Here is a 22,760-nt window from a genome sequence, read left to right as displayed (position 1 = left end):
ACAACCAAACCGTCCAAGATCAGCGCGGCAGCGGCTGGACAAGCGGAGGCTATGGACTCCCGCTACCACCTCGCCGCAGGCATGCGCCGGCAGATCAACAAGGTCTTCCCGACGCACTGGTCCTTCATGCTCGGCGAGATCGCGCTCTACAGCTTCGTGATCCTGCTGATCTCCGGTGTGTTCCTGACGCTGTTCTTCGATCCGTCGATGGCACACGTCGTCTACCAGGGCGCATACCAGCCGCTTCGCGGTGTCACGATGTCTCGCGCCTACGAGACGACCCTGAACATCTCCTTCGAGGTGCGCGGCGGTCTCTTCGTTCGCCAGATTCACCACTGGGCTGCACTGATGTTCGCGGCGTCGATCATCGTTCACCTCGCTCGCATCTTCTTCACCGGCGCCTTCCGTCGCCCACGTGAAGCGAACTGGGTCATCGGCTGCCTGCTGCTCATCCTGGCGATGTTCGAAGGCTTCTTCGGTTACACCATCCCCGACGACCTGCTCTCGGGCACCGGCCTCCGCGCCGCCTTCGGTGGTATCACGATGAGTATCCCGATCGTCGGTACCTGGATGCACTGGCTGATCTTCGACGGCGACTTCCCCGGCGACCTCATCATCCCGCGTCTCTACGTCGCTCACGTGCTGCTGTTCCCGGGCATCATCCTGGCTCTGATCGCCGGCCACCTCGCGTTGGTCTGGTACCAGAAGCACACGCAGTTCCCCGGCCCCGGCCGTACGGAACAGAACGTCGTCGGCGTCCGCATCCTCCCGGTCTTCGCGATGAAGGGTGGCGCGTTCTTCGCCATGACCTTCGGCGTGCTCGCACTGCTCGGTGGTCTGTTCCAGATCAACCCCGTGTGGAACATCGGTCCGTACAACCCGTCACAGGTCTCGGCAGGTTCCCAGCCCGATATCTACATGATGTGGACGGACGGCCTTGCTCGACTGTGGCCGGCGTGGGAGATCTACCTGTTCAACCGGTACACGATCCCTGCAGTGTTCGCCGTCGCCCTGATCATGGGCCTCGTCTTCGCACTGTTGATCGCGTACCCGTGGATCGAGAAGCGTCTCACCGGAGACGACGCTCACCACAACATCCTGCAGCGCCCGCGCGACGTGCCGGTCCGTACCGCTATCGGTGCGATGTCCATCGCGTTCTACCTGGTGCTCACGATCTCCTGCATCAACGACATCATCGCGTACCACCTGCACATCTCGCTGAACGCAATGACGTGGATCGGCCGTATCGGCATGGTCATCCTTCCGCCCATCGCGTACTTCGTGACGTACCGGTTCTGCATCGGCCTGCAGCGCAGTGACCGTGCAGTCCTCGAACACGGCATCGAGACCGGCATCATCAAGCGGATGCCGAACGGCCAGTACATCGAGATCCACCAGCCGCTCGGCCCCGTCGACGAGCACGGACACCCGATCCCGCTCGAGTACCAGGGTGCTGCTGTCCCGAAGAAGATGAACAAGCTCGGCCTCGCCGGCAAGCCCGGTAGCGGTAGCCTGATCACCGCTGACCCAGTCGAGGAGAGCGAGGCTCTCGAAGCCGCTCATCACGAAGCTGAGCACGAGCAGCTTCAGATCCTTCTGGACTACCAGAACCGAACCAACGGCAAGTCCGATGGTTCCAGTGGAGAACTCCACTAAGAACGTCAGTTGACCAGTGAGGCCCCGAACCGGATTCCGGTTCGGGGCCTCACTCGTTCTCTGAGCGATTCAGTATGGACAACCTCCAAGTGGGCACCACTCCCCCGGTTCGTCGTCTGAGCGCCGACAACAGCAGGCACTACGCTTTGCTAGACCTCGAGCACAGTCGAATAGTGCTCCACCGTCGGGAACGGCTCGTAGAAGTGATGGAGAAGTTCTCGCCACTTCTCGTATCCTGGCGACTTACGGAACCCGATGGTGTGTGACTCCACGTCTTCCCACTCGACCAGCAGGAGATATCGCTCCGGTGATTCCAGGCAGTGCGAGAGCCGCAGCCTGATGAATCCGGGAACCTCGGAGATGATGGTTCGGGCCACGTCGAATGCGGCCTCGAAACGCGCTGACTGCGACGGATCGACCTGCAGGACGGCATGTTCGAGAATCATCTACCGAGTGTTGCACGTTCTCGGGAGTCCCCTCGAGGCGTTGTCGCCTGGTGAGATACTCGGACCATGACATCCCATGCACGCGGCACCTTCGAGATCGATCTTCGCCCCGCCGATCCTGAGCTCTCCGGACGCGTCGGACGCTTCGAGTTCGACAAGACGTTCATCGGCGGCGTCGAAGGAACATCGACCGGACTGATGCTGTCCGCGGGCGATCCGACAGCCGGTGCAGCGGGCTATGTCGCTTTGGAGTTTGTCACGGGGCAGGTCGACGAAGCTGTGGGATCGTTCGCCCTGCAGCAGTTCGGTCAGATGATCGACGGAACGCAGAAGCTTCTGTACGAGATCGTGCCGGGGTCCGGAACCGGCGAGTTGAAGGGCATCGCAGGCACTCTCGAGCTGGAGGTCGTCGACGGTCTGCACCGCTACGACCTCGAATACTCGCTCCACGATTGACAGAGAGCGGTTGTTGACAGGCACCCTCCTACCACCGAAACGTACATAAACGACAACAGAGGCGCCGTACCCGGGTGGGTGCGGCGCCTCTGTTCGAGTGCGGGTGAAACTAGTGCTTCTCGGGTCCGGTGTAGTACTCGAACACCAGGCCTGCGGCTGCGGCGAGCACACAGACAACTGCGACTGCGATGAGCCACGGCTGGAAGTACGCCAGCGACACTGCCGCGAGTGCAGCAGCAGCGGCAAGCAGGATCGGCCAGAAGCTACCCGGGCTGAAGAAGCCCAGTTCTCCTGCACCATCCGAGATTTCAGCGTCGTCGTAGTCCTCGGGACGGGTGTCCAGACGACGGGCGACGAAGCGGAAGTAGGTACCCACGATGAGCGTCAGACCTGCAGACAGGACGATGGCCGTCAGTCCGGCCCACTCGATACCTGTGCGTGACAGAGCGGTGAACACTCCGTAGATGATCGCGACGAGAATGAAGAACATCGTCAGGATCTCGAAGAGCTTGGCTTCGATCTTCATATCAGCACTTGTCCTTGTTCAGTGAAGAGGCTGGCCGGCTCAGTTGCCTGCAGTGGCGACGGTTGCCTGACGGTACTCGCGGTCGGTGTTGAACGGCGTGGTCGACGTAGCCACCGGCGACTGACCGATTGCCTGCAGAGCCTCAGCGGTCGTCAGACCACCCTTGCCCTCCGCGTCACCCTTGCGCAGTTCGATGTACTTGGCGAAGTCCTCCGGCGAAACCGCACGAACCTCGAAGTTCATCATCGCGTGGAACGTGCCACACATTTCTGCACAACGCCCGACGAACGCGCCTTCCTTCTCGATCTCACTGATCTGGAAGATGTTGTCCGAGTGGTTCTCCTTGGGGTTCGGGAGAACGTCACGCTTGAACAGGAACTCGGGCACCCAGAATGCGTGGATGACGTCCGAGGAAGCGAGTTCGAACTGGATTCGCTTGCCGGTGGGCAGAACGAGGATCGGGATCTCCTGGCTGGAGCCGACGGTCTCGATCTTGTCGTAGTGCAGGTAGCTCAGGTCCTCGGTGCTGTTGCCGTGGATCGGGCCGGGAACTTCTTCGCCGTGATCGTTGACAGTGGAGCCCTCGGTCTTGGCAGCCTCTTCGGCCTCGACGTCGATTCCGTTGTACTTGGCGGAACCGTCACCGAACTCGATGGAGCGGTAGCCGAACTTCCAGTTCCACTGGAAGGCCGTGACGTCTACAACGACGTCAGGGTTGTCCGTCTTGTCCAGAACATGGTTCTGAACGATGACGGTGAAGTAGAAGAGAACCGCGATGATGACGAAGGGAACTGCCGTGTAACCGAGTTCGAGCGGCACGTTGTATGCCGTCTGACGCGGGAATTCCGGCGAGTCCTTCTTCTTACGGTGGAAGATGACGGCCCAGAAGACCAACCCCCACACCAGCACACCCATGACGAGGGCGGCTACAACCGACCACGTCCACAGCTCACGCATGCGCGTCGCCTCCGGGGTGATGCCCGAAGGCCACCCGAAACGAAGCACTTCGTTGTCGATGGAGCAACCCGACAGCAGCAAGGCAGCAATGCCCAGAGATACTGCCAGCCCCGCTCGCCGAAGGATCCGACCTTGCGCCACGTTCACGCCTTCCTGATCGCCACAAAATTCAACTAGGGCATGCCCGGAGGGAAGGCCCAATTACTACGCAGCGTAGACCAAAGCCGGGCGCTATCCATCCTCGGGTCCTCGCCCGTGTCGCGGCGGACGTCACACAGCTCTCTCAGGTGCTGCTCAGGAACGGCTCAGGTCGTTTCGGCGACGCACATCACGTCGATTCGTTCCGCCGCGATCGGCAGGGACGTCGATCTGCGGCATACTTTCGACAAGAGTTCGTTGACCTCTCCCCGACACTCGTGTCCGGGAGCCTTCTCTACAAAAATTCTGAATCGAGGAACCGGACGCTGTGTGTGGACTGCTCGGGCTACTGACATCTGGCGGAACCAGCGAGGACGCCGTCTCGCGGGTCGACCAGGCGATGCATTGCCTTCGTCACCGCGGGCCGGACGAACACGGGACGTGGAACGACGACCACCTCGTCTTCGGGTTCAACCGCCTGGCGATCATCGACATCGCTCATTCCCACCAGCCGCTGCGTTGGGGCCCGCCGGAGAACCCGGAGCGTTATGCGCTCACGTTCAACGGCGAGATCTACAACTACCTGGAGATCCGCGCCGAACTGGTCAAGGACCACGACGCCAAGTTCTTCACCGAGGGCGACTCCGAGGCCATCGTCGCTGCATTCCACTACTGGGGTGAGGATGCGGTCCGGCGCCTACGCGGAATGTTCGCGTTCGCGATCTGGGACACCGACACACGCGAGCTGTTCATCGCGCGCGATCCGTTCGGGATCAAGCCGCTGTTCATTGCTACCGGCGCCGGCGGCACCGCGTTCGGCAGTGAGAAGAAGAGCCTGCTCGAACTCACCGATCTGATCGGCATCGGTACCGAGCTGGATCCGCGCGCCATCGAGCACTACACCGTTCTGCAGTACGTCCCGGAGCCGGAAACACTGCACAAGGAGATCCGACGCCTGGAGTCGGGCAGCTTCGCTCGGGTGCGTCCGGGCGAGGAACCCACGTTCACGCGGTACTTCACGCCGAAGTTCCCGGCCAAGCCTTTTGCACCTGGCACCGAGAAGGCGCGCTACCAGGAAATCGCCGAGGCACTCGAGGATTCGGTCGCCAAGCACATGCGCGCCGACGTCACCGTCGGTTCGTTCCTGTCCGGTGGTATCGACTCCACGGCGATCGCGGCACTGGCGATGCGCCACAACCCCAACCTGATCACCTTCACGACCGGTTTCGAACGTGAGGGCTATTCCGAGGTCGACGTCGCTGCAGAATCTGCCGCGGCGATCGGCGCGAAGCACGTCGTCAAGGTGGTATCCCCCGCCGAGTTCGCCGCTGCCATTCCCGAGATCGTCTGGTACCTCGACGACCCGGTAGCCGATCCGGCATTGATTCCGCTGTGGTTCATCGCCAAGGAAGCCCGCAAGCACGTCAAGGTCGTGCTGTCCGGCGAGGGCGCCGACGAGCTGTTCGGCGGCTACACGATCTACCGTGAGCCGTTGTCGCTCAAGCCTTTCGAGTACCTCCCCAAGGGATTACGTCGGGCTGCAGGCAAGCTGTCCGAACGCATCCCGGACGGTACTCGCGGCAAGAGTCTGCTCAATCGCGGTTCGTTGACCCTCGAGGAGCGCTACTACGGCAATGCTCGTAGCTTCAACGACGCTCAGCTCCGCGCCGTCCTTCGCGATTTCCGCCCCGAGTGGACTCACCAGGACGTCACCGCGCCGATCTACGCGCAGTCACGGGACTGGGATCCGGTTGCCCGGATGCAGCATCTCGACCTGTTCACCTGGCTGCGCGGCGACATCCTCGTCAAGGCCGACAAGATGACGATGGCCAACTCGCTGGAACTGCGTGTGCCGTTCCTCGATCCCGAGGTCTTCGACGTAGCGTCACGCGTACCGCTCGATCAGAAGATCACGAAGGACACAACCAAGTACGCACTGCGCCAGGCCCTGGAAGGCATTGTGCCGCACCATGTTCTGCACCGTGCGAAGCTCGGATTCCCGGTTCCCCTACGCCATTGGCTGCGCGGCACCGAACTCTTCGACTGGGCACATCTGCAGATCGAGGAGTCGGGTACCGACCACATCTTCGACAAGCAGGCCGTCGTGAAGATGCTCAACGATCACCGCGAGGGCGTGTCCGACCACAGCCGACGCCTGTGGACCGTGCTGACGTTCATGGTCTGGCACGGGATCTTCGTGGAGAAGCGCATCGTGCCGCAGATCCAGGAACCGGTGTACCCGGTCAACATCTAGGCCTTCGGCCCCGTGAGCGGTTAGGGAGTCTCCGGACTCCTCAACCACTCACGGGGCGGAGCCCTACTTCGGCAGGATCGTCGCGATCTCGTCCGCTGCCGCGCTGCCGTATGCGTCGGTAAGGCGCTTGAGTGCCTCGTCGCGATTGAACACCCACTCCTGCGTTCCCACGGTCTCGAGAATCAACACAGCGACCAAAGATCCCAACTGTGCAGCACGCTCGAAGCTCAGACCGGCGCCGTGTGCGAGCAGGAACCCGGCGCGGAAGCCGTCACCAACGCCCGTCGGATCCACCTTGCCGGTCTCGGGCACTACGTCGACGCGCACCCAATTACCTTCGGCGTCAACAATTTCCACACCCTTGGAGCCGAGGGTGGTGACACGGATGCCGACCTGCGCGCGGATCTCTTCCTTGCTCAGACCAGTTTTCTGCTGAAGCAGACCCCACTCGTACTCGTTGGTGAACAAGTACTTCGCGCCGTGAATGAGCGCCTTGGCCTCGTCACCGGACAGGCGGGCAAGCTGCTGCGACGGATCCGCTGCGAACGGAATCCCGAGCAGACGGCATTCGTCGGTATGGCGAACCATGGCCTCGGGGTCGTTGGCGCCGATCAGCACCAACTCGACTGCGCCCGCAGTCTTGGCCACTGCCGCGAGTTCGATCTCGCGAGCCTCGCTCATCGCACCGGGGTAGAACGACGCGATCTGCGCCATGTCCTCGTCGGTGGTGCACACGAAACGCGCCGTATGTGCCTTGTCCGAGATACGGACCGCGCTGCAGTCGACGCCGTTGTCCTCGAGCCACGTGCGGTACTCGGCGAAGTCGGCACCGACTGCGCCGACGAGTAGCGGGGACCCACCGAGCACGCCCATGGCGTAAGCGATGTTGCCGCCGACACCACCGCGGCGAATCACGAGATCGTCGACCAGGAAACTCAGCGAAACGTGGGCGAGCTGATCGGCGAGGAGCTGATCGGCGAAGCGGCCGGGGAAGCGCATCAAGTGGTCGGTGGCGATGGAACCGGTTACCGCAATAGTCACGGATCGTGGCCTTTCAGCGAAGTGAGTACAAGAATGAAAGAGGAGCAAAAGTTCACGTTACCGCCCGTAGCGCCGTCATCGGCGCCCGAGCTGTCGGATCGGAACGGTCTACGTACGAGTCACCACAAACAACTGACGCGAAACCGAATGTCGGTTCCGCGTCAGTTGTTCGTGAATTGAGTTGTGATCGACAGACTCAGTTGAACGAGTCACCGCAGGCGCAGGAGCCTGTTGCATTGGGGTTGTCGATCGAGAAGCCCTGCTGCTCGATGGTGTCGAGGAAGTCGATGGACGCACCTTCGACGTACGGCGCGCTCATCCGGTCGACAACCAGGTTGACGCCGTTGAAGTCGACAGTGAGGTCACCGTCGAGCGTGCGGTCGTCGAAGAACAGCTGGTACTTCAGTCCGGCACAGCCGCCGGGCTGCACTGCAATACGCAGCGCGAGGTCGTCGCGACCCTCCTGATCGAAGAGTGCCTTCGCCTTGGCGGACGCGGCCTCGGTCATCTTGACGCCGTGGGTGGCGGTCTCGTTCTGCACAGTCATGGGCTCTCCCTAATGTTCGTACCAACCCGTGAACGCTTCAACGGTACGCCGCTGCCGACTTATTCCCGCCAGTCCTTTACCGGGTGCGATTCGTCTTCATCCTATCCGGTCTTCCAGACACGGCAACGGCGCGTCGACGCTTGTGGATCCTCACCTCCGGACGCCGCGCCAGAAGTTCCACTCGCGCGCCGTGTGTTCGGCGAGTCCCTCGAGACACGCCGACGCTTCCTCCATCGCACGTTCCACCGACCCGGCGAAATCCGTCACCGACTTCGCCGCGACTATCGAGGTCGACGCATAGTCCGCCTCGTCGAGCGTCACCTGGCCGGCAAAGACGAGCGTCGGAACGCCGTGCGCTGCCCCCGCCGAAGCGAGCGTTGTGACGAGTTTGCCGCGCAGAGATTGGTGGTCGAACTTGCCTTCGCCTGTGATCACCAGGTCAGCGGAAGCCAGTAGCGCGGCCTGTCCGGTGCGATCCGCGACGACGTCGGCCCCGGATCGCCGCTGTGCACCGAGCGCAAAGAGCGCGGCACCGATACCACCCGCGGCGCCGGCACCCGGAAAATCCGACACTCGTTTTCCGGTGGCGGACTCCAACTGTTCGGCCCATCTCGCGTTCCGCGCTTCGAGAACAGCGACGGCTTCGGCGTCGGCGCCCTTTTGCGGGCCGAACACCGCTGCCGCACCGTGCTCGCCGAGAAGTACGTGTTCGACGTCGGTGGCGGCGACCAACTGAGTGCCTGCCGTAGCCGCCGTTGCAACCTCCAGGCCGCCCAGCGCCTCCACCAGTCCACGTCCCCCGTCGGTGCAGCAACTCCCACCGAGTCCGACGACAACCGTCTTCACGCCTGCCTCGAGCGCGACAGCGATCAGCTCTCCCACACCGAGACTGTGCGCGGCGAGTGCAGTGTCCCGCGTCGGCGGACCTCCGAGCAGGCCGAGCCCGACGGCCTCGGCGGACTCGATGTACGCCGTGTCCGAATCGAACAGCCACGTGGCGTCGACGGCGGCGGCCAGAGGCCCGGACACACGTGCAGTCCGGATGTCGCCCCCGGCCGTGGCCAAGACGTCGACGAATCCCGGACCACCGTCGGATTGTGGCGCGATGACGACGTCGTCGCCGGGTCGGCCACGTCGCCAACCGGTAGAAATGGATTCGGCCGCCGCGACGGCAGTCAGGGTTTCGCCGAATGAATCCGGAGCAACTATTACCCGCATAACGGAAGTCTAAGAGTCCCGAATGACCCCGATGTTTCACGATCTCGCGCGTTTCAGTGCCTCGGGCGATCGGGTTTTTCAGAAAGACCGAGGTCGGTTTCCCAGACCGTGCACTTATCCAATAGCCTGGAGGTGTGAAATTGCTACGCCGCGGTGACTCAGACAACTCCGACAAACGTGACGTCGAGGGCACTGAGGCATCCTCGGCCTCCGAAGAGGCGCCCACCGAGCAGGTGGGCAAGGGCCGCCCCACACCCAAGCGTCGTGACGCCGAGGCGAAGAGGCGTGGCCCCGTTGCCCCTGCCCCGCTGACCGCGAAGGAAGCCCGCGCCCGCCGTAAGGCGACCCGCGGCTCCAAGGAGGACCGCAAGGCCGAAGCCGCCGAGCGTCGCGCATCGTCGGCAGACCGCCGCGCCCGCATGCTCGCCGGCGAGGACAAGTACCTGCTCCCCCGCGACAAGGGACCGGTTCGCGCCTACGTCCGTGACTTCATCGACGCTCGCCGCAACCTCGTCGGGCTGTTCATGCCGCTCGCATTGATCCTCATCATGACGATGTTCGTCACGCCCGCACTCCAGCAGATCGTCACGCTGGCAATGCTCGTGATGATGCTCTTCATGGTCGGTGAAGGCATCTGGCTCGGTCGCATGATCAACAACCGCGTCGCCGAGCGCTTCCCCGACAGCACCGACGGCGGATTCAAGCTCGGCTGGTACGCGTTCGTTCGCGCGTCGCAGATCCGTAAGCTGCGCGCACCGAAGCCTCGTGTGGGGCCGGGCGACGCAATCTGAGCGTGACGAACACGTATAGAACTTTGGTCCTCGGCGGCGCGCGGTCTGGTAAGTCCGCGCACGCCGAGGATTTGGTTTGTGCAGGCCACTTACCCGAAAGTTCGGCACCGGTCCGGTACCTGGCGACAGCCAGACGTGATGTCTCCGACGCAGACTGGGAGAACCGGATCGACCAGCACCGCAACAGACGGCCCTCCCATTGGTCGACGGTCGAAACCGCAGATGCCGGTGACCTCGCGGCGCAACTCGAAAGCGATTCACACACAGCGACGTTGGTCGACGATCTGGGAACGTGGCTGACCGCGGAACTCGATCGGCAAGGCGCCTGGGACGCACCGCGCGGCACCGTCACGCCCGCGGCGGACAGCCTGGTCGCCAGTGTCGAGAACTACCGCGGACACCTGGTGCTGGTCAGCCCCGAAGTGGGTTTGGCCGTCATCCCCGAGACGCGGTCCGGACGATTGTTCCGCGACGAGATCGGCACTCTCAACGCTCGTATCGCCGCGGTGTGCGATCGTGTCGTACTAGTGGTTGCAGGGTTACCGCTCATCTTGAAAGATACTGCTGCACAACCGGAAGGCACGATGTGAGTACCGAGGCCAATCCAGGGGCCATTTCAGGGGCGAATCCAGTTGCCAACCCAGAATCCAACCCTGACGTCGCGCCAGTCAGTAGCGCCGACTTCGAACCCGTCACCCCGCCCGACCGCGAGGTGCGAGCGCAGGCCGATGCGCGTCAGCGTGATCTGACCAAGCCGGCCGGTTCGCTGGGCCGACTGGAGGCTCTCGCCGGCTGGGCATCAGCCTGCCAAGGAGTTTGTCCCCCACACGCTTTCGCTCGGCCTCGCGTCGTCGTGTTCGCGGGTGATCACGGAATCGCCCGCAACGGCGTCTCCGCCTATCCGCCGGAAGTGACCGCACAGATGGTCGCCAACTTCCTCGGGGGCGGCGCGGCAGTCAACGTCCTCGCCGAGGTTGCCGGCGCCACGGTACGCGTCGTCGACATCGCAGTGGACGGCGATACCGATCCGTCCGTCTCGAACCACAAGGTGCGCAGGTCTTCCGGGTCCATCGACCGCGAAGACGCCATGTCGAACGAGGCAACCCTTCAGGCCATCGCCGCCGGCCGAGCGATCGCGGACGAGGAAATCGACGGGGGCGCAGATCTTCTCATCGCCGGCGACATGGGCATCGGCAATACGACGCCCGCAACCGTACTCATCGCCGCACTCACGGACAGTGAACCAGTCGCGGTCGTGGGTCGAGGTACCGGTATCGACGACGCCGGATGGATCCGCAAGACCGCAGCGATTCGCGACGCTCTCCGGCGTGCCCGTCCGCACGTTCGCGACACAGTCGCGCTGCTGCGCACGTCTTCGGGTGCTGACCTCGCCGCGATGGCCGGCTTTCTGGCCCAGGCAGCTTCGCGTCGTACGCCGGTGATCCTCGACGGCGTTGTGGTCACCGCAGCCGCCATGGTTGCCGACGAACTGGCTTTCGGCGCACGTGAATGGTGGGTCGCCGGACACCGCTCCACCGAACCCGCCCACACCATCGCATTGACCCGAATGGGTCTCGACCCGATCGTCGAGTTCGACATGCGTCTCGGTGAAGGTTCAGGTGCAGTCACAGCTCTCCCGATTCTTCAGGGCGCAGTGGCGATCCTGAGCAAGATGGCGACATTCTCCGAAGCCGGTGTCAGCACTCAGGGCAGCGCACCTGCCGACGAACCGGAGTCGATCGACCTGACCAAGACCGATACGGCGGAGTGAGCGTGGCGGGCCCGCTGTCCGGAGTGCCGCTGGCCTTCTCGTGGCTGACGGTCCTTCCGGTTCGTGGTCCCTCCGACATCGATCGAACTGCCGGCCGTCGCGCCATCGCGGCAGCTCCGCTCACCGGGATCGCTCTCGGCATTGCCGCAACGTTTCTGCTCTGGGGCACAACCAGTATCGGCCTGAATCCCTATCTCGCAGGCTTGCTGACGGTCGGTGCGCTCGCTCTCGGGACACGCGGGATGCACGTGGACGGACTGGCAGACTCCGTCGACGGACTGGGTTGTTACGGTCCACCGGAGCGCGCCCGCGAAGTCATGCACAGCGGCGGTGCCGGACCGTTCGGGGTCGCGGCGCTGTTCATCTTCCTCGGGCTGCAATCGGTCTCCTTCGGCGTCCTCGCTGTTGCCGACTCCCCCACGCAGTGGATCGCCGTTCTCGTATCTGTCGCTGCGGGTCGTGTGGCCGTCGTTTTTGCCTGCCGCCGAGGTATTCTCGCGTCGAGCCCGAGCGGATTCGGTGCGCTCGTCGCCGATTCACAACCGCTGTGGGCCGCAATCGTGTGGTCGGTTCCGCTGATCGCCGCTTCCGGCTTTGCCACCGACCGGTGGTGGCTCGGCCCTCTCGTGACCGCGTCGGCGCTGGTGATCAGTGTGCTGTGCGTGCGTCACTGCGTCCGTAGATTCGGCGGACTCAACGGAGACGTTCTCGGATTCGCACTCGAACTCACTGTGACGCTGACGGCCGTCGGCCTCACTCTCGGACTGTGATCCGACGTCGTGCGAGTAGGTGTCCTTGCGTACGAAGGTTGCCTGGCGGCCGAGATATTCGTTTTCACCGACCTTCTCCTGATCGCGAATCGGGTCGCTGATGGAGCGCCCGCCGGTCCCTTCGAGGTATCGGTCATCGCGGCGTCCGACACGCCAGTCGTTGCGGCAGGTGGATTTTCGCTCGGCGCGCAGGAGGGGCATCACGACATCGATCACCTGGTTGTACCGGGGTTCGAGCTCGTGCCGTCCGAAGACCCTGCGATGCGCTTGTCGCTGTGGGAGGGAGAAATCGAGTTCATCCGTGCGTGCGAGGCGCACGGCGTTCGGGTGTCGTCGGTCTGCGTCGGCGCGTATCTGTTGGGCGAGGCGGGACTGCTCGACGGACGCCGATGTACGACGTCGTGGCTGTACGGTGCGGACCTCGCGAGTCGTTACCCCGGTGCGACGGTTCGAACCGACTCGTTGATCGTCCAGGACGACGGCGTCACCACCACTGCTGCGTTCACCGCCGCGCTCGACCTCGCAACAGCACTCGTGCGCGAGCATCTCGGCGACAAGATTGCGCGAAGGACTGCAAGAATTACTCTGGCGCCGGAAAACCGAACCAGTCAATCTCCGTACATCGTCGACTCGATGCTGCCCGCCAAACACACACAGTTTGCCGACGACGTCGGAAAGTGGCTGGTCGAACGGATGGCGGAACCTTACGACTTGGATCTGCTGTCGAGTGCTTTTCACCTCAGCACCCGAACCATGCTTCGGAAGTTCAAGGACGAGACCGGGGAATCGCCGCGCAGTTATCTGCAGCGTGCACGGATCCGAAAAGCGAAACAGTTGTTGGAATCGACCGACTGGCCTCTCGGAAAGATCCTGGGGCACATCGGCTATCAGGATCCTGGAACCTTCCGTCGCCTGTTCACCGACCGCGTCGGCATCAGCCCGGCCGACTACCGAAAGCGATTCCGCAACGGCGGCGCCGGATAGGTGCGAGGCGAGCCCGCCCGAAAACGTGGCGAACCGCCCTCTTCTGTCATCGATCCCGCGCCGAAAGACTGTGCAGAGGAATTGTTTCGACTACTGAGAGGGCTCACCGTGCCGAACCGGAGCATGACCGAAGACGATCCGCTCGAAGACTTCGACCGTCGAACGATCACCATCGACGCAGTGGCGAAGTCCGTGTACGTGGCCGGCAGGGGTCCCGCAGTAATCGTCATGCCGGAGATGCCGGGCATCAGCCCGCATGTAGCGCGATTCGCCCGCTGGGTGCGCGACGCCGGTTTCACTGTCTTCGTTCCGTCACTGTTCGGCCGCGACGGCGCGGTCCCCACAGTGAACGAGGGGCTGACGGTATTCAAGAGAGCCTGCGTCAGTGCAGAATTCCGCGCCCTCGCTGCCGACGAACCGAGTCCGGCGGTCCGTTGGCTGCGTTCACTCGCCGCTTCCGCCCATGAGGAGAGCGGCGGACCTGGCGTCGGCGTGATCGGAATGTGCTTCACCGGTAACTTCGCGTTGTCGATGATGCTCGAACCCTCGGTCATCGCGCCGGTTCTCGCCCAACCGTCGTTACCGCTCGATCGACCGGACGAAACCGACAGCGGGCCCGAAGAACTCGAAGCCGTGCGCTCGAGACTCGAGGCCGAAGACCTCACGGTGCTTGCATACCGCTTTCGAGGTGACTCGTTCTGCCGCGCACAACGATTCGCCGCCTATTCGAAGGCCTTGGGCGAGCGCTTCGTCGGGAAGGTACTACCCGACGAAGCGGCCAACGCGACAACGTCGCCGTTCTTCGAACACGTCATTGCCAATCCACACAGCGTGGTGACGGCTCATCTCGTCGACGAGGCGGGATCGCCCACCACCGTCGCACGAGACGAGATTCTGCAGTTCTTCCGGGAGCGATTGCTCGCGGAACGAACCAGCGATCAGTGAAGTTTCGTCATCCAGCCGTGGGTGTCGGCGAAGGTTCCGCGCTGGATACCCGTGAGGGTGTCGCGCAGTGCCATCGTCACCTCACCCGGCTCGCCGTCGGCGATGGTGAACTCGCCCTCGGCGGACTTGACGCGTCCGACGGGGGTGATGACTGCTGCTGTGCCGCAAGCGAAGACCTCGGTGATTTCACCGCTCTTGCACTTGGTGCGCCATTCGTCGGTGCTGATCTTGCGCTCCTCGACGGCGAAACCGGAATCGGCGGCAAGGGCGAGCAACGAGTTGCGCGTGATGCCTGGCAACAACGAACCGGACAGCGACGGCGTCACGAGGCGAGCGTCGGGGCCCGAGCCGAAGACGAAGAACAGGTTCATTCCACCCATTTCCTCGACGTACGTGCGCTCGATGGCGTCGAGCCAGACCACCTGGTCGCAACCCTCGTCGGCGGCTTGCGCCTGGGCGAGGAGCGAAGCGGCGTAGTTGCCGGCGAACTTGGCCGCGCCGGTACCGCCGGGGGCCGCGCGAACGTATTCGGTGGACAGCCACACACTGACCGGCTTGACGCCGCGCGGGAAGTACGCACCGGCGGGCGAGGCGATCAGCAGGTAGCGGTACTCGTCGGCGGGACGGACACCGAGTCCGGCTTCGGTGGAGAACATGAACGGACGGAGGTAGAGCGCGTCCTCGCCACCGGCTGCGGGAACCCAGTCGAGATCGACGTCGATCAGTTCGGTGATGGAATCGATGAACATCTGCGACGGGAGCTCCGGCATGGCCAGACGGCGCGCAGATGCCGCGAAACGCTCGGCGTTGGCCTCGACGCGGAACGAGCTGATCTCGCCACCCGGCTGACGGTATGCCTTGAGGCCCTCGAAGATGGCCTGTCCGTAGTGCAAAACCATTGCGGCCGGATCGAGCTCGATGTTTCCGTACGGCAACACCTGGGCGTCGTGCCAGCCCTTGCCCGCGGTGTAGTCGATCGAGACCATGTGGTCGGTGAAGTGCCGCCCGAAGCCGGGCGCCGCCAAAATGTCACGGCGCTCGGCGTCGGACTTCGGGGACGAGCTCTGAACACGAACGAAATCGGCGGCACCTGTCATGGGCGCAATCCTATCGAACGTGAAAAAGCTCTCTACTTGGTGTTGGTCTCCACGAACGGAGGAGACACCACGACGCACCGAAGAGCACGACCACGGACGTCGACTTCGATCTCGTCGCCGGCCGAGACATTGGCACCGGAATCGAGGAGCGCCAACGCAATTCCCACTTTGAGCGAGGGCGAAAACGTCCCCGAGGTGGTCTCGCCGATTGCCTCGCCGTCACGCAGAACACCGAGGCCGGCACGAAGCACGCCGCGATCGAGAGCCTTGATCCCCCAGAGTTTGCGAGCCGGGCCGGCAGCCTTCTCGTCGGTCAAGGTCTCTTTGCCCCAGAATGTCGGCTTCTTCCAACCGATCGCCCATCCGCAGCGCGCTTCGAGCGGAGAAATCTCGAGCGAAAGCTCATGCCCGTGCAGCGGATAACCCATCTCGGTACGAAGAGTGTCACGAGCGCCGAGTCCGGCGGCCTGCCCACCCTCGGCGCGCACTGCCTCGAGAAGCGCACGGAACAACGGCTCGCTGTCCTCCCACCGCGGCAGGAGTTCGTAGCCGACCTCACCGGTGTAACCGCTGCGGCACACACGAACAGGCACGCCGTTCCATTCCGCATCTTCGTACGCCATGTACTCGATCTCGGTGGGAAGTCCCAGCGCCGTCAGAACCGCCACCGATTTCGGACCCTGCACAGCCAGCACACCGTAGGCACGATGCTGATCCTCGACGGTGATTCCGTCCGGTGCGAGGGCGACCAGAGCCGCAACCACGTCCGCGGTATTGGCCGCGTTCGGGACGAGGAAGATCTCGTCGTCGCTGACGTAGTACGCGATGAGGTCGTCGATGACACCACCGGACTCGTTGCAGCACAACGTGTACTGAGCCTTACCCGGCCCGATCTTGTTCAGATCGTTGGTCAGTGCGGAGTTCACGAATTCTGCGGCGCCCGCGCCACGCACGACGGCCTTGCCGAGGTGACTGACGTCGAAGAGTCCGACATTCTCACGCACAGAGGTGTGTTCGGCCACGACGCCGGCGTACGAAACCGGCATCTGCCATCCCCCGAACGGCGCGAACGTCGCGCCGAGTTCGACGTGGACGGGGTGGATCGGGCCCTGCAACAGTTGTTCGTCGGTCATGGCCCACAACCTATCGGACTTCGCCGATCGAAACATGTCCGCAGCGAGAGCTCACCCGGCCGCGACGATCGCCCCGTCCGCAAACGGCAAAGGGCCTAACATCGACTCAGGCATCCGCCAGAACCGGACGCATCGCACACTCACCTCACAGGAGACACCTTGAGCACTCGCACAGCCCGATCGTTGGGACCCGACCTCGTTCTCGCCGGCACAGTCGCCAAGCGCGCAGAGATATTGGTCGTCGGTCTGACGTCGGGTCCGGACGGCCCCGAGATCGCACTCAGCGAAGGCATCGTCGCCGAAGACGTGCTCGCCGAGATCCTCGACAGCCTCATCGCCGTCGGCGCCACCGGCAAGCCCGAGCAGCTCACCCGCGTCCCGGCACCGAGCGCGCTGTCGGTCACCAGCGTCCTCGCCGTCGGCCTCGGCTCCGCCGACAAGCTCGACAGTGAGCAGATCCGCAAGTCCGCGGGCGCTGCAGCGCGCTCACTGTCCGGCATCGACACCGTCGCAACCACGCTCTCGATCCTCGATCTCGGCGCAGCCGCCGAGGGATTTGCGTTGGGCGCGTACAGCTTCACCGAATTCAAGTCGTCCATGACGGCTCCCGGTCCTGATTCGCAGCCACTGGCCCGCGTCGAACTTCTGGTGCCCTCGCCGCGCACCAAGGAGACCAAGGCAACGCTGGCACGGTCGGCAGCGATCGCCGAGGCCGTCGCCACCGCACGCGAGTTCGTCAACACTCCCCCGAGCCACCTCTACCCCGCCGAGTTCGCCGCGCGCGCCAAGGCACTGGGCGTCGAGGCCGGGCTCACCGTCCAGGTGCTCGACGAGAAGGCACTCGAGAAGGGTGGCTACGGCGGAATCATCGGCGTCGGCAAGGGCTCGTCACGCCAGCCGCGTCTCGTCCGCCTCGAATACGCGTCGAAGAAGCGTGGAGCCCGCAAGGTCGCACTGGTGGGCAAGGGCATCACCTTCGACACCGGCGGAATCTCCATCAAGCCTGCCGCCGGGATGGAGAACATGACCTCGGACATGGGCGGCGCCGCAGCCGTCATCTCCACCGTCGTGCTTGCCGCCAAGCTCGGTCTGCCCGTCAACGTCGTCGCATACGTCCCGATGGCCGAGAACATGCCGTCCGCGACCGCCCAACGTCCCGGCGACGTGCTGACCCAGTACGGCGGAATCACCATCGAGGTCGTCAACACCGACGCCGAGGGCCGTTTGATCCTGGCCGACGCTATGGTTCGCGCGGGTGAGGACAACCCCGACTACATGATCGACACCGCAACCCTCACCGGTGCGCAGATGGTGGCGCTCGGCAACCGCACCCCCGGCGTCATGGGCACGGACGAGTTCCGTGACCGCGTCGCCTCCATCTCGCAGAGCGTCGGCGAGAACGGTTGGGCCATGCCGCTGCCCGAGGAACTGCGCGGAGATCTCGACTCCAAGGTCGCCGACATGGCCAATGTCACCCCGCACCGCTGGGGCGGCATGCTGGTCGCCGCTCACTACCTCAAGGAATTCGTTCCCGAGGGTGTCCAGTGGGCGCACATCGACGTCGCAGGTCCTGCGTACAACACGTCAGGGCCGTGGGGTTACACCGGCAAGGGCGGCACCGGCGTTCCGGTTCGCACGATGATCTCGGTCCTGGAGGACATCGCGGTCAACGGCTGACCACTTGCTGTGCGCCTTTATTAACCGCGGGAGGTTAATAAAGGCGCACAGCAGTTCAGGCGCCGTCGCGCAATTCCTGCTCTCGGGCCCGCTTGCGTTCGATTCGATTACGCTCGTCGTGATCGCGCATACGCTGCGGATATCCCGTTTTTCGGACGTCGTAGACGGGGATCTTCAGGTCTTGTCCCAATTTGCGGGCACCACGTTCGCCGCCGACACGACGACGAGTCCACTCCCCGTCCTTCGCGACGAGGACAACGGTCACCTCGGTCACCGTCGTCTGCGGTTCCACATAGGCCTCGACGCCTTCGTGCGAATGCGCCCAATTCGCCAGATGATCCGCATCACTCTGCGCTGCTGCCTGAGCCGCACTCGGCGAACGCTTGAAACGATCGAACAGTCCCACGGTCGTACCCTCCTCGGTACCGACGCCGCGGATGCACCCCGGCGATATGTCAAGTTTGCCAGGCGATGTCCGTTGTGCCTGCGCACGACATACCGTTTGGTCCGCTTACGACGTTACAGCCGGACCCCCAACGCATACCTACTCGCCAGTAGCCGACACACCCGAAACGGACGGCATCCCCCTCATCGGACACGCCCGGCGTATCAATGGAAAGATGAACGACGGTGACGCCGCGCCCGCGCGTCGACATCGGCAAAATAGCTACAAGTAGCCGCACGTCGCGCGCCACTCGAGCACAATGCATTACGACCACAAGTCGACAAAATTCAACAACCCGAACACAACTGTCGAGGAGTCAAAAGACATGGCCTTCTCCGTCCAGATGCCAGCCCTAGGTGAGAGCGTCACCGAGGGAACTGTCACACGGTGGCTCAAGCAGGAAGGAGACACGGTCGAAGTCGACGAACCCTTGCTCGAAGTCTCCACGGACAAGGTCGACACCGAGATTCCGTCTCCCGTCGCCGGCGTCCTGACCAAGATCGTCGCGCAGGAAGACGACACCGTGGAAATCGGTGGCGAGCTCGCCCAGATCGGTGAAGCCGGCGAAGCCGCAGCACCCGAGGCAGAGGCGCCCGCCCCCGCCGCAGAGGAAGCTCCCGCCGAGGAAGCCCCGGCTGCCGAAGCTCCCGCCGAAGAAGCTCCCGCCGCCGAGGCACCCGCTGCTTCCGGCGGTTCCGCTGAAGGCACCGCCGTGACGATGCCCGCCCTCGGCGAGTCCGTCACCGAAGGCACCGTCACCCGCTGGCTCAAGGCCGTCGGCGACGAGGTTGCCGTCGACGAGGCGCTGCTCGAAGTCTCGACCGACAAGGTCGACACCGAAATCCCGTCCCCCGTCGCCGGAATCCTGCTCGAGATCAATGCGCAGGAAGACGACACCGTCGAGATCGGTGGCCAGCTGGCCGTCGTCGGATCCGGCGCACCCGCCGCGGCTCCGGCACCCAAGGCCGCTCCCGCAGCACCGGCCGCTCCGCCGGCACCCAAGGCTGAAGCACCGAAGGCAGAAGCACCGAAGGCTGAAGCACCCAAGGCCGAGGCACCCAAGCCTGCTGCCGCACCAGCCGCACCCGCTCCGAAGCCTGCTGCAGCTCCCGCACCGGCGGCCGCACCCGCAGCTTCCGGCGACAGCAGCCCGTACGTCACCCCGCTCGTGCGCAAGCTCGCCACCGACAACGGCGTCGACCTCGCGACCGTCACCGGCACCGGCGTCGGCGGCCGCATCCGCAAGCAGGATGTGCTCGCCGCTGCGGAGGCCAAGAAGGCTCCCGCCGCCGCTGCTCCTGCTGCAGCACCCGCGGCCGCACCGGCCGCCACCGCAGCCGCAGGCGTCCGACCGGAACTGGCACACCTGCGCGGAACCACGCAGAAGGCCAACCGTATTCGGCAGATCACGGCCACCAAGACGCGTGAGTCGCTGCAGAACACCGCTCAGCTCACGCAGACCTTCGAGGTGGATGTCACCAAGATCGTCGCCCTGCGGGCCCGCGCCAAGTCCGGCTTCATCGAGCGCGAAGGCGTCAACCTGACGTTCCTTCCGTTCTTCGCCAAGGCAGTCGTCGAGGCGCTGAAGTCGCACCCGAACATCAACGCCAGCTACGACGAGGCTGCCAAGCAGATCACCTACTACGACGCTGAGCACCTCGGCATCGCAGTGGACACCGATCAGGGCTTGCTCTCCCCCGTCATCCACAACGCCGGCGATCTCGGCCTTGCCGGTTTGGCTCGCGCCATCGCCGACATCGCGAAGCGTGCACGCTCGGGTGGCCTGAAGCCGGACGAACTCTCGGGTGGAACCTTCACCATCACCAACATCGGCAGCCAGGGCGCGCTGTTCGACACCCCGATCCTGATACCGCCGCAGGCGGCCATGCTCGGAACCGGCGCGATCGTCAAGCGCCCGATGGTGGTCACCGACGAGAACGGCAACGAGTCCATCGGCGTTCGCTCGATGATCTACTTGCCGCTGACCTACGATCACCGTCTGGTCGACGGCGCCGACGCCGGCCGATTCCTCACCACTGTGAAGCAGCGGTTGGAAGAAGCCTCGTTCGAAGCTGATCTGGGCCTGTAAGCAACTGCTCGGCCGACCGGGGCGTCATCTCCATCAGGAGGTGGCGCCCCGGCTTTTTCAGTACGGTCGGATATACACGGTCGGATATCGAAGCAGGCTGAATCGAAGGAGGCTTTCCGAATGCGAGTAGTCATCGCCGGCTCGTCCGGTTTGATCGGAACGGCCTTGGTGTCATCGTTGCGTTCCGACAACCACGACGTCGTACGTCTCGTGCGACGCTCGACCGCTGGACCCGACGAATCGCGTTGGGACCCGGACCAGGACCGTCTGGACCTCTCCGTCCTGCAAGGCGCTGACGCCGTCGTGAACCTCTGCGGCGTCGGCATCGGCGACAAACGGTGGTCGGGTTCCTACAAGCAGGCGATCCGTGACAGCCGCATCGTCGCGACCGATGTCCTGGCCGAAGCTGTCGCAAGTCAGAAGGTTCCCGTACTCGCCAACGCGAGCGCCGTCGGCTACTACGGCGACACCGGCGACAAGATCGTCGACGAGGATTCGCCGGCAGGCACCGACTTTCTCGCCACGACGTGTCGCGATTGGGAAATTGCCACCGAGCCCGCACGCAAGGCGGGAGCCCGCGTGGTCAATCTGCGCTCGGGCGTCGTGATTTCACCCCACGGCGGCATGCTCGGTCGGCTTCGGCGCCTATATTCGTTCGGTCTCGGTGGGCGACTGGGCAACGGTCGCCAGTACTTTCCGTGGATCTCACTCGAGGACGAGTGCGACGCGATCAAGTTCGCGCTCACGAATTCCGAAATCTCCGGTCCCGTCAACCTGACCGGTCCGGCACCTGTCACCAACGCCCAGTTCAACGACGCCATGTCCCGTGCGGTCCACCGACCGGCTCCCTGGATCGTTCCCGGGTTCGCACTTGAAGCGTTGATCGGAGAATTCGCCAAGAGTGGCATCCTCGGTGGCCAGCGCGCCATTCCCGCGGCCTTGGAAAAGGCGGGATTCTCCTTCCGCCACAACACGATCGGGGAAGCGCTGGCGGCCGCACTCGGATGATTCCGAAGTCGGGCGTAATCTCTACGTCCATGAGCAGCGCTGACGTTTCCGCCCGGTTCTCGAAACTGCCGATCGCCGTCGAGCAACTCGGTTTGACTGACTACAACGCCGCGTGGGACCGCCAGCGTGAGCTCGCGGCAGCGCGGGCAGACGACATCGGACCGGACACGCTACTGCTCCTCGAACACCCGCCGGTGTACACGGCAGGACGACGCACGGAACCCGAAGACCGTCCCGTCGACGGCACACCTGTCATCGACGTCGACCGCGGCGGGAAGATCACCTGGCACGGCCCCGGCCAGCTGGTCGGATATCCGATCGTGAAACTGGCCGAGCCGATCGACGTGGTGCGGTATGTCCGACGCATCGAGGAAGCACTGATCACGGTGTGCACGGACCTCGGGCTGAATTGCGGGCGCATCGACGGCCGCTCCGGCGTCTGGCTGCCCGCCGAACTCGCAAACGGGCAATGGAAGCCCGAGCGCAAGGTTTCTGCCATCGGCGTGCGCGTCCAACGTGGCGTGGCACTGCACGGCTTCTCCCTGAACTGCAATTCGGTCCTGACCGGATTCGACAACATCATTCCCTGCGGCATCCGTGACGCCGGGGTGACGACGCTGTCGGACGAACTCGGTCGCGACGTCACCGTGGACGAAGTCACTCCCGCTGTGACCGAGGCAGTGATCGCTGCTCTCGACGGAACCATGCCCGTCACCGAACGGAACGTCGAGCGCGTCACCTTCGAAAGCGCCTCGCCTACTCCGACTTTTACTACCGTTCAGTACAGCTGACGGGCTCGCCCGAACCCCGT

22 protein-coding genes are annotated in these 22,760 nt (G+C 63.9%); 13 read left to right on the top strand and 9 right to left on the bottom strand.

Going from position 1 to position 22,760, the window contains the following annotated elements:
- The first annotated feature begins 51 nt into the window (after positions 1-51).
- Positions 52-1,656 (top strand): cytochrome bc complex cytochrome b subunit, encoded by a 1,605-nt coding sequence (locus tag QMA15_RS05855; protein ID WP_007730057.1) that lies wholly within the window; start codon positions 52-54, stop codon positions 1,654-1,656.
- 149 nt (positions 1,657-1,805) lie between these two features.
- Here the strand turns inward: QMA15_RS05855 and QMA15_RS05850 are convergent, their stop codons facing one another.
- Positions 1,806-2,102 (bottom strand): antibiotic biosynthesis monooxygenase, encoded by a 297-nt coding sequence (locus QMA15_RS05850; protein WP_019748908.1) that lies wholly within the window; start codon positions 2,100-2,102, stop codon positions 1,806-1,808.
- Positions 2,103-2,168: 66 nt separating this feature from the next.
- Between QMA15_RS05850 and QMA15_RS05845 the strand changes: the two genes are divergently transcribed.
- Positions 2,169-2,558, top strand: a complete 390-nt coding sequence (locus QMA15_RS05845; protein ID WP_279164183.1) for a DUF3224 domain-containing protein — start codon at positions 2,169-2,171, stop codon at positions 2,556-2,558.
- 109 nt (positions 2,559-2,667) lie between these two features.
- On the opposite strand, the gene QMA15_RS05840 is transcribed toward QMA15_RS05845, so the two are convergent.
- Together QMA15_RS05840 and QMA15_RS05835 are read right to left on the bottom strand one after the other, a co-directional pair.
- Entirely contained in the window at positions 2,668-3,084 is a 417-nt protein-coding gene (locus QMA15_RS05840) for a cytochrome c oxidase subunit 4 (RefSeq protein WP_003941723.1), read from the bottom strand.
- Positions 3,085-3,123: 39 nt separating this feature from the next.
- Positions 3,124-4,188, bottom strand: coding sequence for a cytochrome c oxidase subunit II (locus QMA15_RS05835; RefSeq protein ID WP_007730054.1), 1,065 nt, complete (start codon positions 4,186-4,188; stop codon positions 3,124-3,126).
- A gap of 319 nt (positions 4,189-4,507) precedes the next feature.
- On the opposite strand from QMA15_RS05835, the gene asnB reads away from it, so the two are divergent.
- A complete protein-coding gene (asnB, locus tag QMA15_RS05830) occupies positions 4,508-6,433 on the top strand; it encodes an asparagine synthase (glutamine-hydrolyzing) (protein ID WP_019748911.1) in 1,926 nt (641 codons plus the stop codon).
- Positions 6,434-6,496: 63 nt separating this feature from the next.
- On the opposite strand, the gene QMA15_RS05825 is transcribed toward asnB, so the two are convergent.
- The 3 genes from QMA15_RS05825 to QMA15_RS05815 all read right to left on the bottom strand — a co-directional run bounded on the left by QMA15_RS05825 (position 6,497) and on the right by QMA15_RS05815 (position 9,239).
- Positions 6,497-7,474 (bottom strand): carbohydrate kinase family protein, encoded by a 978-nt coding sequence (locus QMA15_RS05825; RefSeq protein WP_279164184.1) that lies wholly within the window; start codon positions 7,472-7,474, stop codon positions 6,497-6,499.
- A gap of 196 nt (positions 7,475-7,670) precedes the next feature.
- Positions 7,671-8,021 (bottom strand): iron-sulfur cluster assembly accessory protein, encoded by a 351-nt coding sequence (locus QMA15_RS05820; RefSeq protein WP_007730053.1) that lies wholly within the window; start codon positions 8,019-8,021, stop codon positions 7,671-7,673.
- Between the two features lie 150 nt (positions 8,022-8,171).
- Positions 8,172-9,239, bottom strand: coding sequence for a glycerate kinase (locus tag QMA15_RS05815; protein ID WP_279164185.1), 1,068 nt, complete (start codon positions 9,237-9,239; stop codon positions 8,172-8,174).
- Positions 9,240-9,373: 134 nt separating this feature from the next.
- On the opposite strand from QMA15_RS05815, the gene QMA15_RS05810 reads away from it, so the two are divergent.
- From QMA15_RS05810 to QMA15_RS05785, 6 genes are all read left to right on the top strand, one after another.
- Entirely contained in the window at positions 9,374-10,030 is a 657-nt protein-coding gene (locus QMA15_RS05810; protein WP_279164186.1) for a DUF3043 domain-containing protein, read from the top strand.
- 2 nt (positions 10,031-10,032) lie between these two features.
- A complete protein-coding gene (gene cobU, locus QMA15_RS05805) occupies positions 10,033-10,620 on the top strand; it encodes a bifunctional adenosylcobinamide kinase/adenosylcobinamide-phosphate guanylyltransferase (protein WP_290283755.1) in 588 nt (195 codons plus the stop codon).
- 122 nt (positions 10,621-10,742) lie between these two features.
- Complete coding sequence (cobT, locus tag QMA15_RS05800) at positions 10,743-11,801, top strand: nicotinate-nucleotide--dimethylbenzimidazole phosphoribosyltransferase (RefSeq protein WP_279164198.1); 1,059 nt, start codon at positions 10,743-10,745, stop codon at positions 11,799-11,801.
- Positions 11,802-11,803: 2 nt separating this feature from the next.
- Positions 11,804-12,571, top strand: a complete 768-nt coding sequence (locus QMA15_RS05795) for an adenosylcobinamide-GDP ribazoletransferase (protein ID WP_080961137.1) — start codon at positions 11,804-11,806, stop codon at positions 12,569-12,571.
- A gap of 9 nt (positions 12,572-12,580) precedes the next feature.
- Positions 12,581-13,555 (top strand): helix-turn-helix domain-containing protein, encoded by a 975-nt coding sequence (locus tag QMA15_RS05790; protein ID WP_065456601.1) that lies wholly within the window; start codon positions 12,581-12,583, stop codon positions 13,553-13,555.
- Between the two features lie 123 nt (positions 13,556-13,678).
- Positions 13,679-14,500 (top strand): dienelactone hydrolase family protein, encoded by an 822-nt coding sequence (locus tag QMA15_RS05785; RefSeq protein ID WP_279164187.1) that lies wholly within the window; start codon positions 13,679-13,681, stop codon positions 14,498-14,500.
- On the opposite strand, the gene QMA15_RS05780 is transcribed toward QMA15_RS05785, so the two are convergent.
- A complete protein-coding gene (locus QMA15_RS05780; RefSeq protein WP_003941766.1) occupies positions 14,494-15,597 on the bottom strand; it encodes a branched-chain amino acid aminotransferase in 1,104 nt (367 codons plus the stop codon). The two genes, QMA15_RS05785 and QMA15_RS05780, sit on opposite strands and share 7 nt — an antisense overlap.
- Before the next feature lie 32 nt (positions 15,598-15,629).
- The gene (gene gcvT / locus QMA15_RS05775) at positions 15,630-16,730 is read right to left on the bottom strand and encodes a glycine cleavage system aminomethyltransferase GcvT (RefSeq protein WP_003941726.1); all 1,101 of its coding nucleotides are present in this window, start codon (positions 16,728-16,730) and stop codon (positions 15,630-15,632) included.
- A gap of 159 nt (positions 16,731-16,889) precedes the next feature.
- Between gcvT and QMA15_RS05770 the strand changes: the two genes are divergently transcribed.
- Positions 16,890-18,407 (top strand): leucyl aminopeptidase, encoded by a 1,518-nt coding sequence (locus QMA15_RS05770; protein ID WP_020908114.1) that lies wholly within the window; start codon positions 16,890-16,892, stop codon positions 18,405-18,407.
- A 55-nt stretch (positions 18,408-18,462) separates the two neighbouring features.
- Here QMA15_RS05770 and QMA15_RS05765 read toward each other — a convergent pair whose 3' ends face one another.
- Positions 18,463-18,813, bottom strand: coding sequence for an oxidoreductase (locus QMA15_RS05765; RefSeq protein WP_070796876.1), 351 nt, complete (start codon positions 18,811-18,813; stop codon positions 18,463-18,465).
- A gap of 364 nt (positions 18,814-19,177) precedes the next feature.
- Between QMA15_RS05765 and sucB the strand changes: the two genes are divergently transcribed.
- From sucB to lipB, 3 genes are all read left to right on the top strand, one after another.
- Positions 19,178-20,941, top strand: a complete 1,764-nt coding sequence (gene sucB / locus QMA15_RS05760; protein WP_290283754.1) for a 2-oxoglutarate dehydrogenase, E2 component, dihydrolipoamide succinyltransferase — start codon at positions 19,178-19,180, stop codon at positions 20,939-20,941.
- Between the two features lie 120 nt (positions 20,942-21,061).
- A complete protein-coding gene (locus QMA15_RS05755; RefSeq protein WP_019748921.1) occupies positions 21,062-21,949 on the top strand; it encodes a TIGR01777 family oxidoreductase in 888 nt (295 codons plus the stop codon).
- Positions 21,950-21,978: 29 nt separating this feature from the next.
- Positions 21,979-22,740, top strand: coding sequence for a lipoyl(octanoyl) transferase LipB (gene lipB, locus QMA15_RS05750; RefSeq protein ID WP_031331974.1), 762 nt, complete (start codon positions 21,979-21,981; stop codon positions 22,738-22,740).
- Positions 22,741-22,760 lie beyond the last annotated feature (20 nt).

It is taken from the genome of Rhodococcus sp. APC 3903, from assembly GCF_030407755.1.
GTDB lineage: Bacteria > Actinomycetota > Actinomycetes > Mycobacteriales > Mycobacteriaceae > Rhodococcus_F > Rhodococcus_F erythropolis.
Note: the sequence above shows the minus strand (reverse complement) of the source record. Positions and strands in the feature narration are given on the sequence as shown.

Bases quoted from the DNA above. Each gene is read 5' to 3' on its own strand.
- QMA15_RS05855 (WP_007730057.1), top strand. From the start codon at position 52: ATGGACTCCCGCTACCACCTCGCCGCAGGCATGCGCCGGCAGATCAAC.
- QMA15_RS05850 (WP_019748908.1), bottom strand. From the start codon at position 2,102: ATGATTCTCGAACATGCCGTCCTGCAGGTCGATCCGTCGCAGTCAGCG.
- QMA15_RS05845 (WP_279164183.1), top strand. From the start codon at position 2,169: ATGACATCCCATGCACGCGGCACCTTCGAGATCGATCTTCGCCCCGCC.
- QMA15_RS05840 (WP_003941723.1), bottom strand. From the start codon at position 3,084: ATGAAGATCGAAGCCAAGCTCTTCGAGATCCTGACGATGTTCTTCATT.
- QMA15_RS05820 (WP_007730053.1), bottom strand. From the start codon at position 8,021: ATGACTGTGCAGAACGAGACCGCCACCCACGGCGTCAAGATGACCGAG.
- QMA15_RS05815 (WP_279164185.1), bottom strand. From the start codon at position 9,239: ATGCGGGTAATAGTTGCTCCGGATTCATTCGGCGAAACCCTGACTGCC.
- QMA15_RS05785 (WP_279164187.1), top strand. From the start codon at position 13,679: ATGACCGAAGACGATCCGCTCGAAGACTTCGACCGTCGAACGATCACC.
- QMA15_RS05780 (WP_003941766.1), bottom strand. From the start codon at position 15,597: ATGACAGGTGCCGCCGATTTCGTTCGTGTTCAGAGCTCGTCCCCGAAG.
- gcvT (WP_003941726.1), bottom strand. From the start codon at position 16,730: ATGACCGACGAACAACTGTTGCAGGGCCCGATCCACCCCGTCCACGTC.
- sucB (WP_290283754.1), top strand. From the start codon at position 19,178: ATGGCCTTCTCCGTCCAGATGCCAGCCCTAGGTGAGAGCGTCACCGAG.
- QMA15_RS05755 (WP_019748921.1), top strand. From the start codon at position 21,062: ATGCGAGTAGTCATCGCCGGCTCGTCCGGTTTGATCGGAACGGCCTTG.
- lipB (WP_031331974.1), top strand. From the start codon at position 21,979: ATGAGCAGCGCTGACGTTTCCGCCCGGTTCTCGAAACTGCCGATCGCC.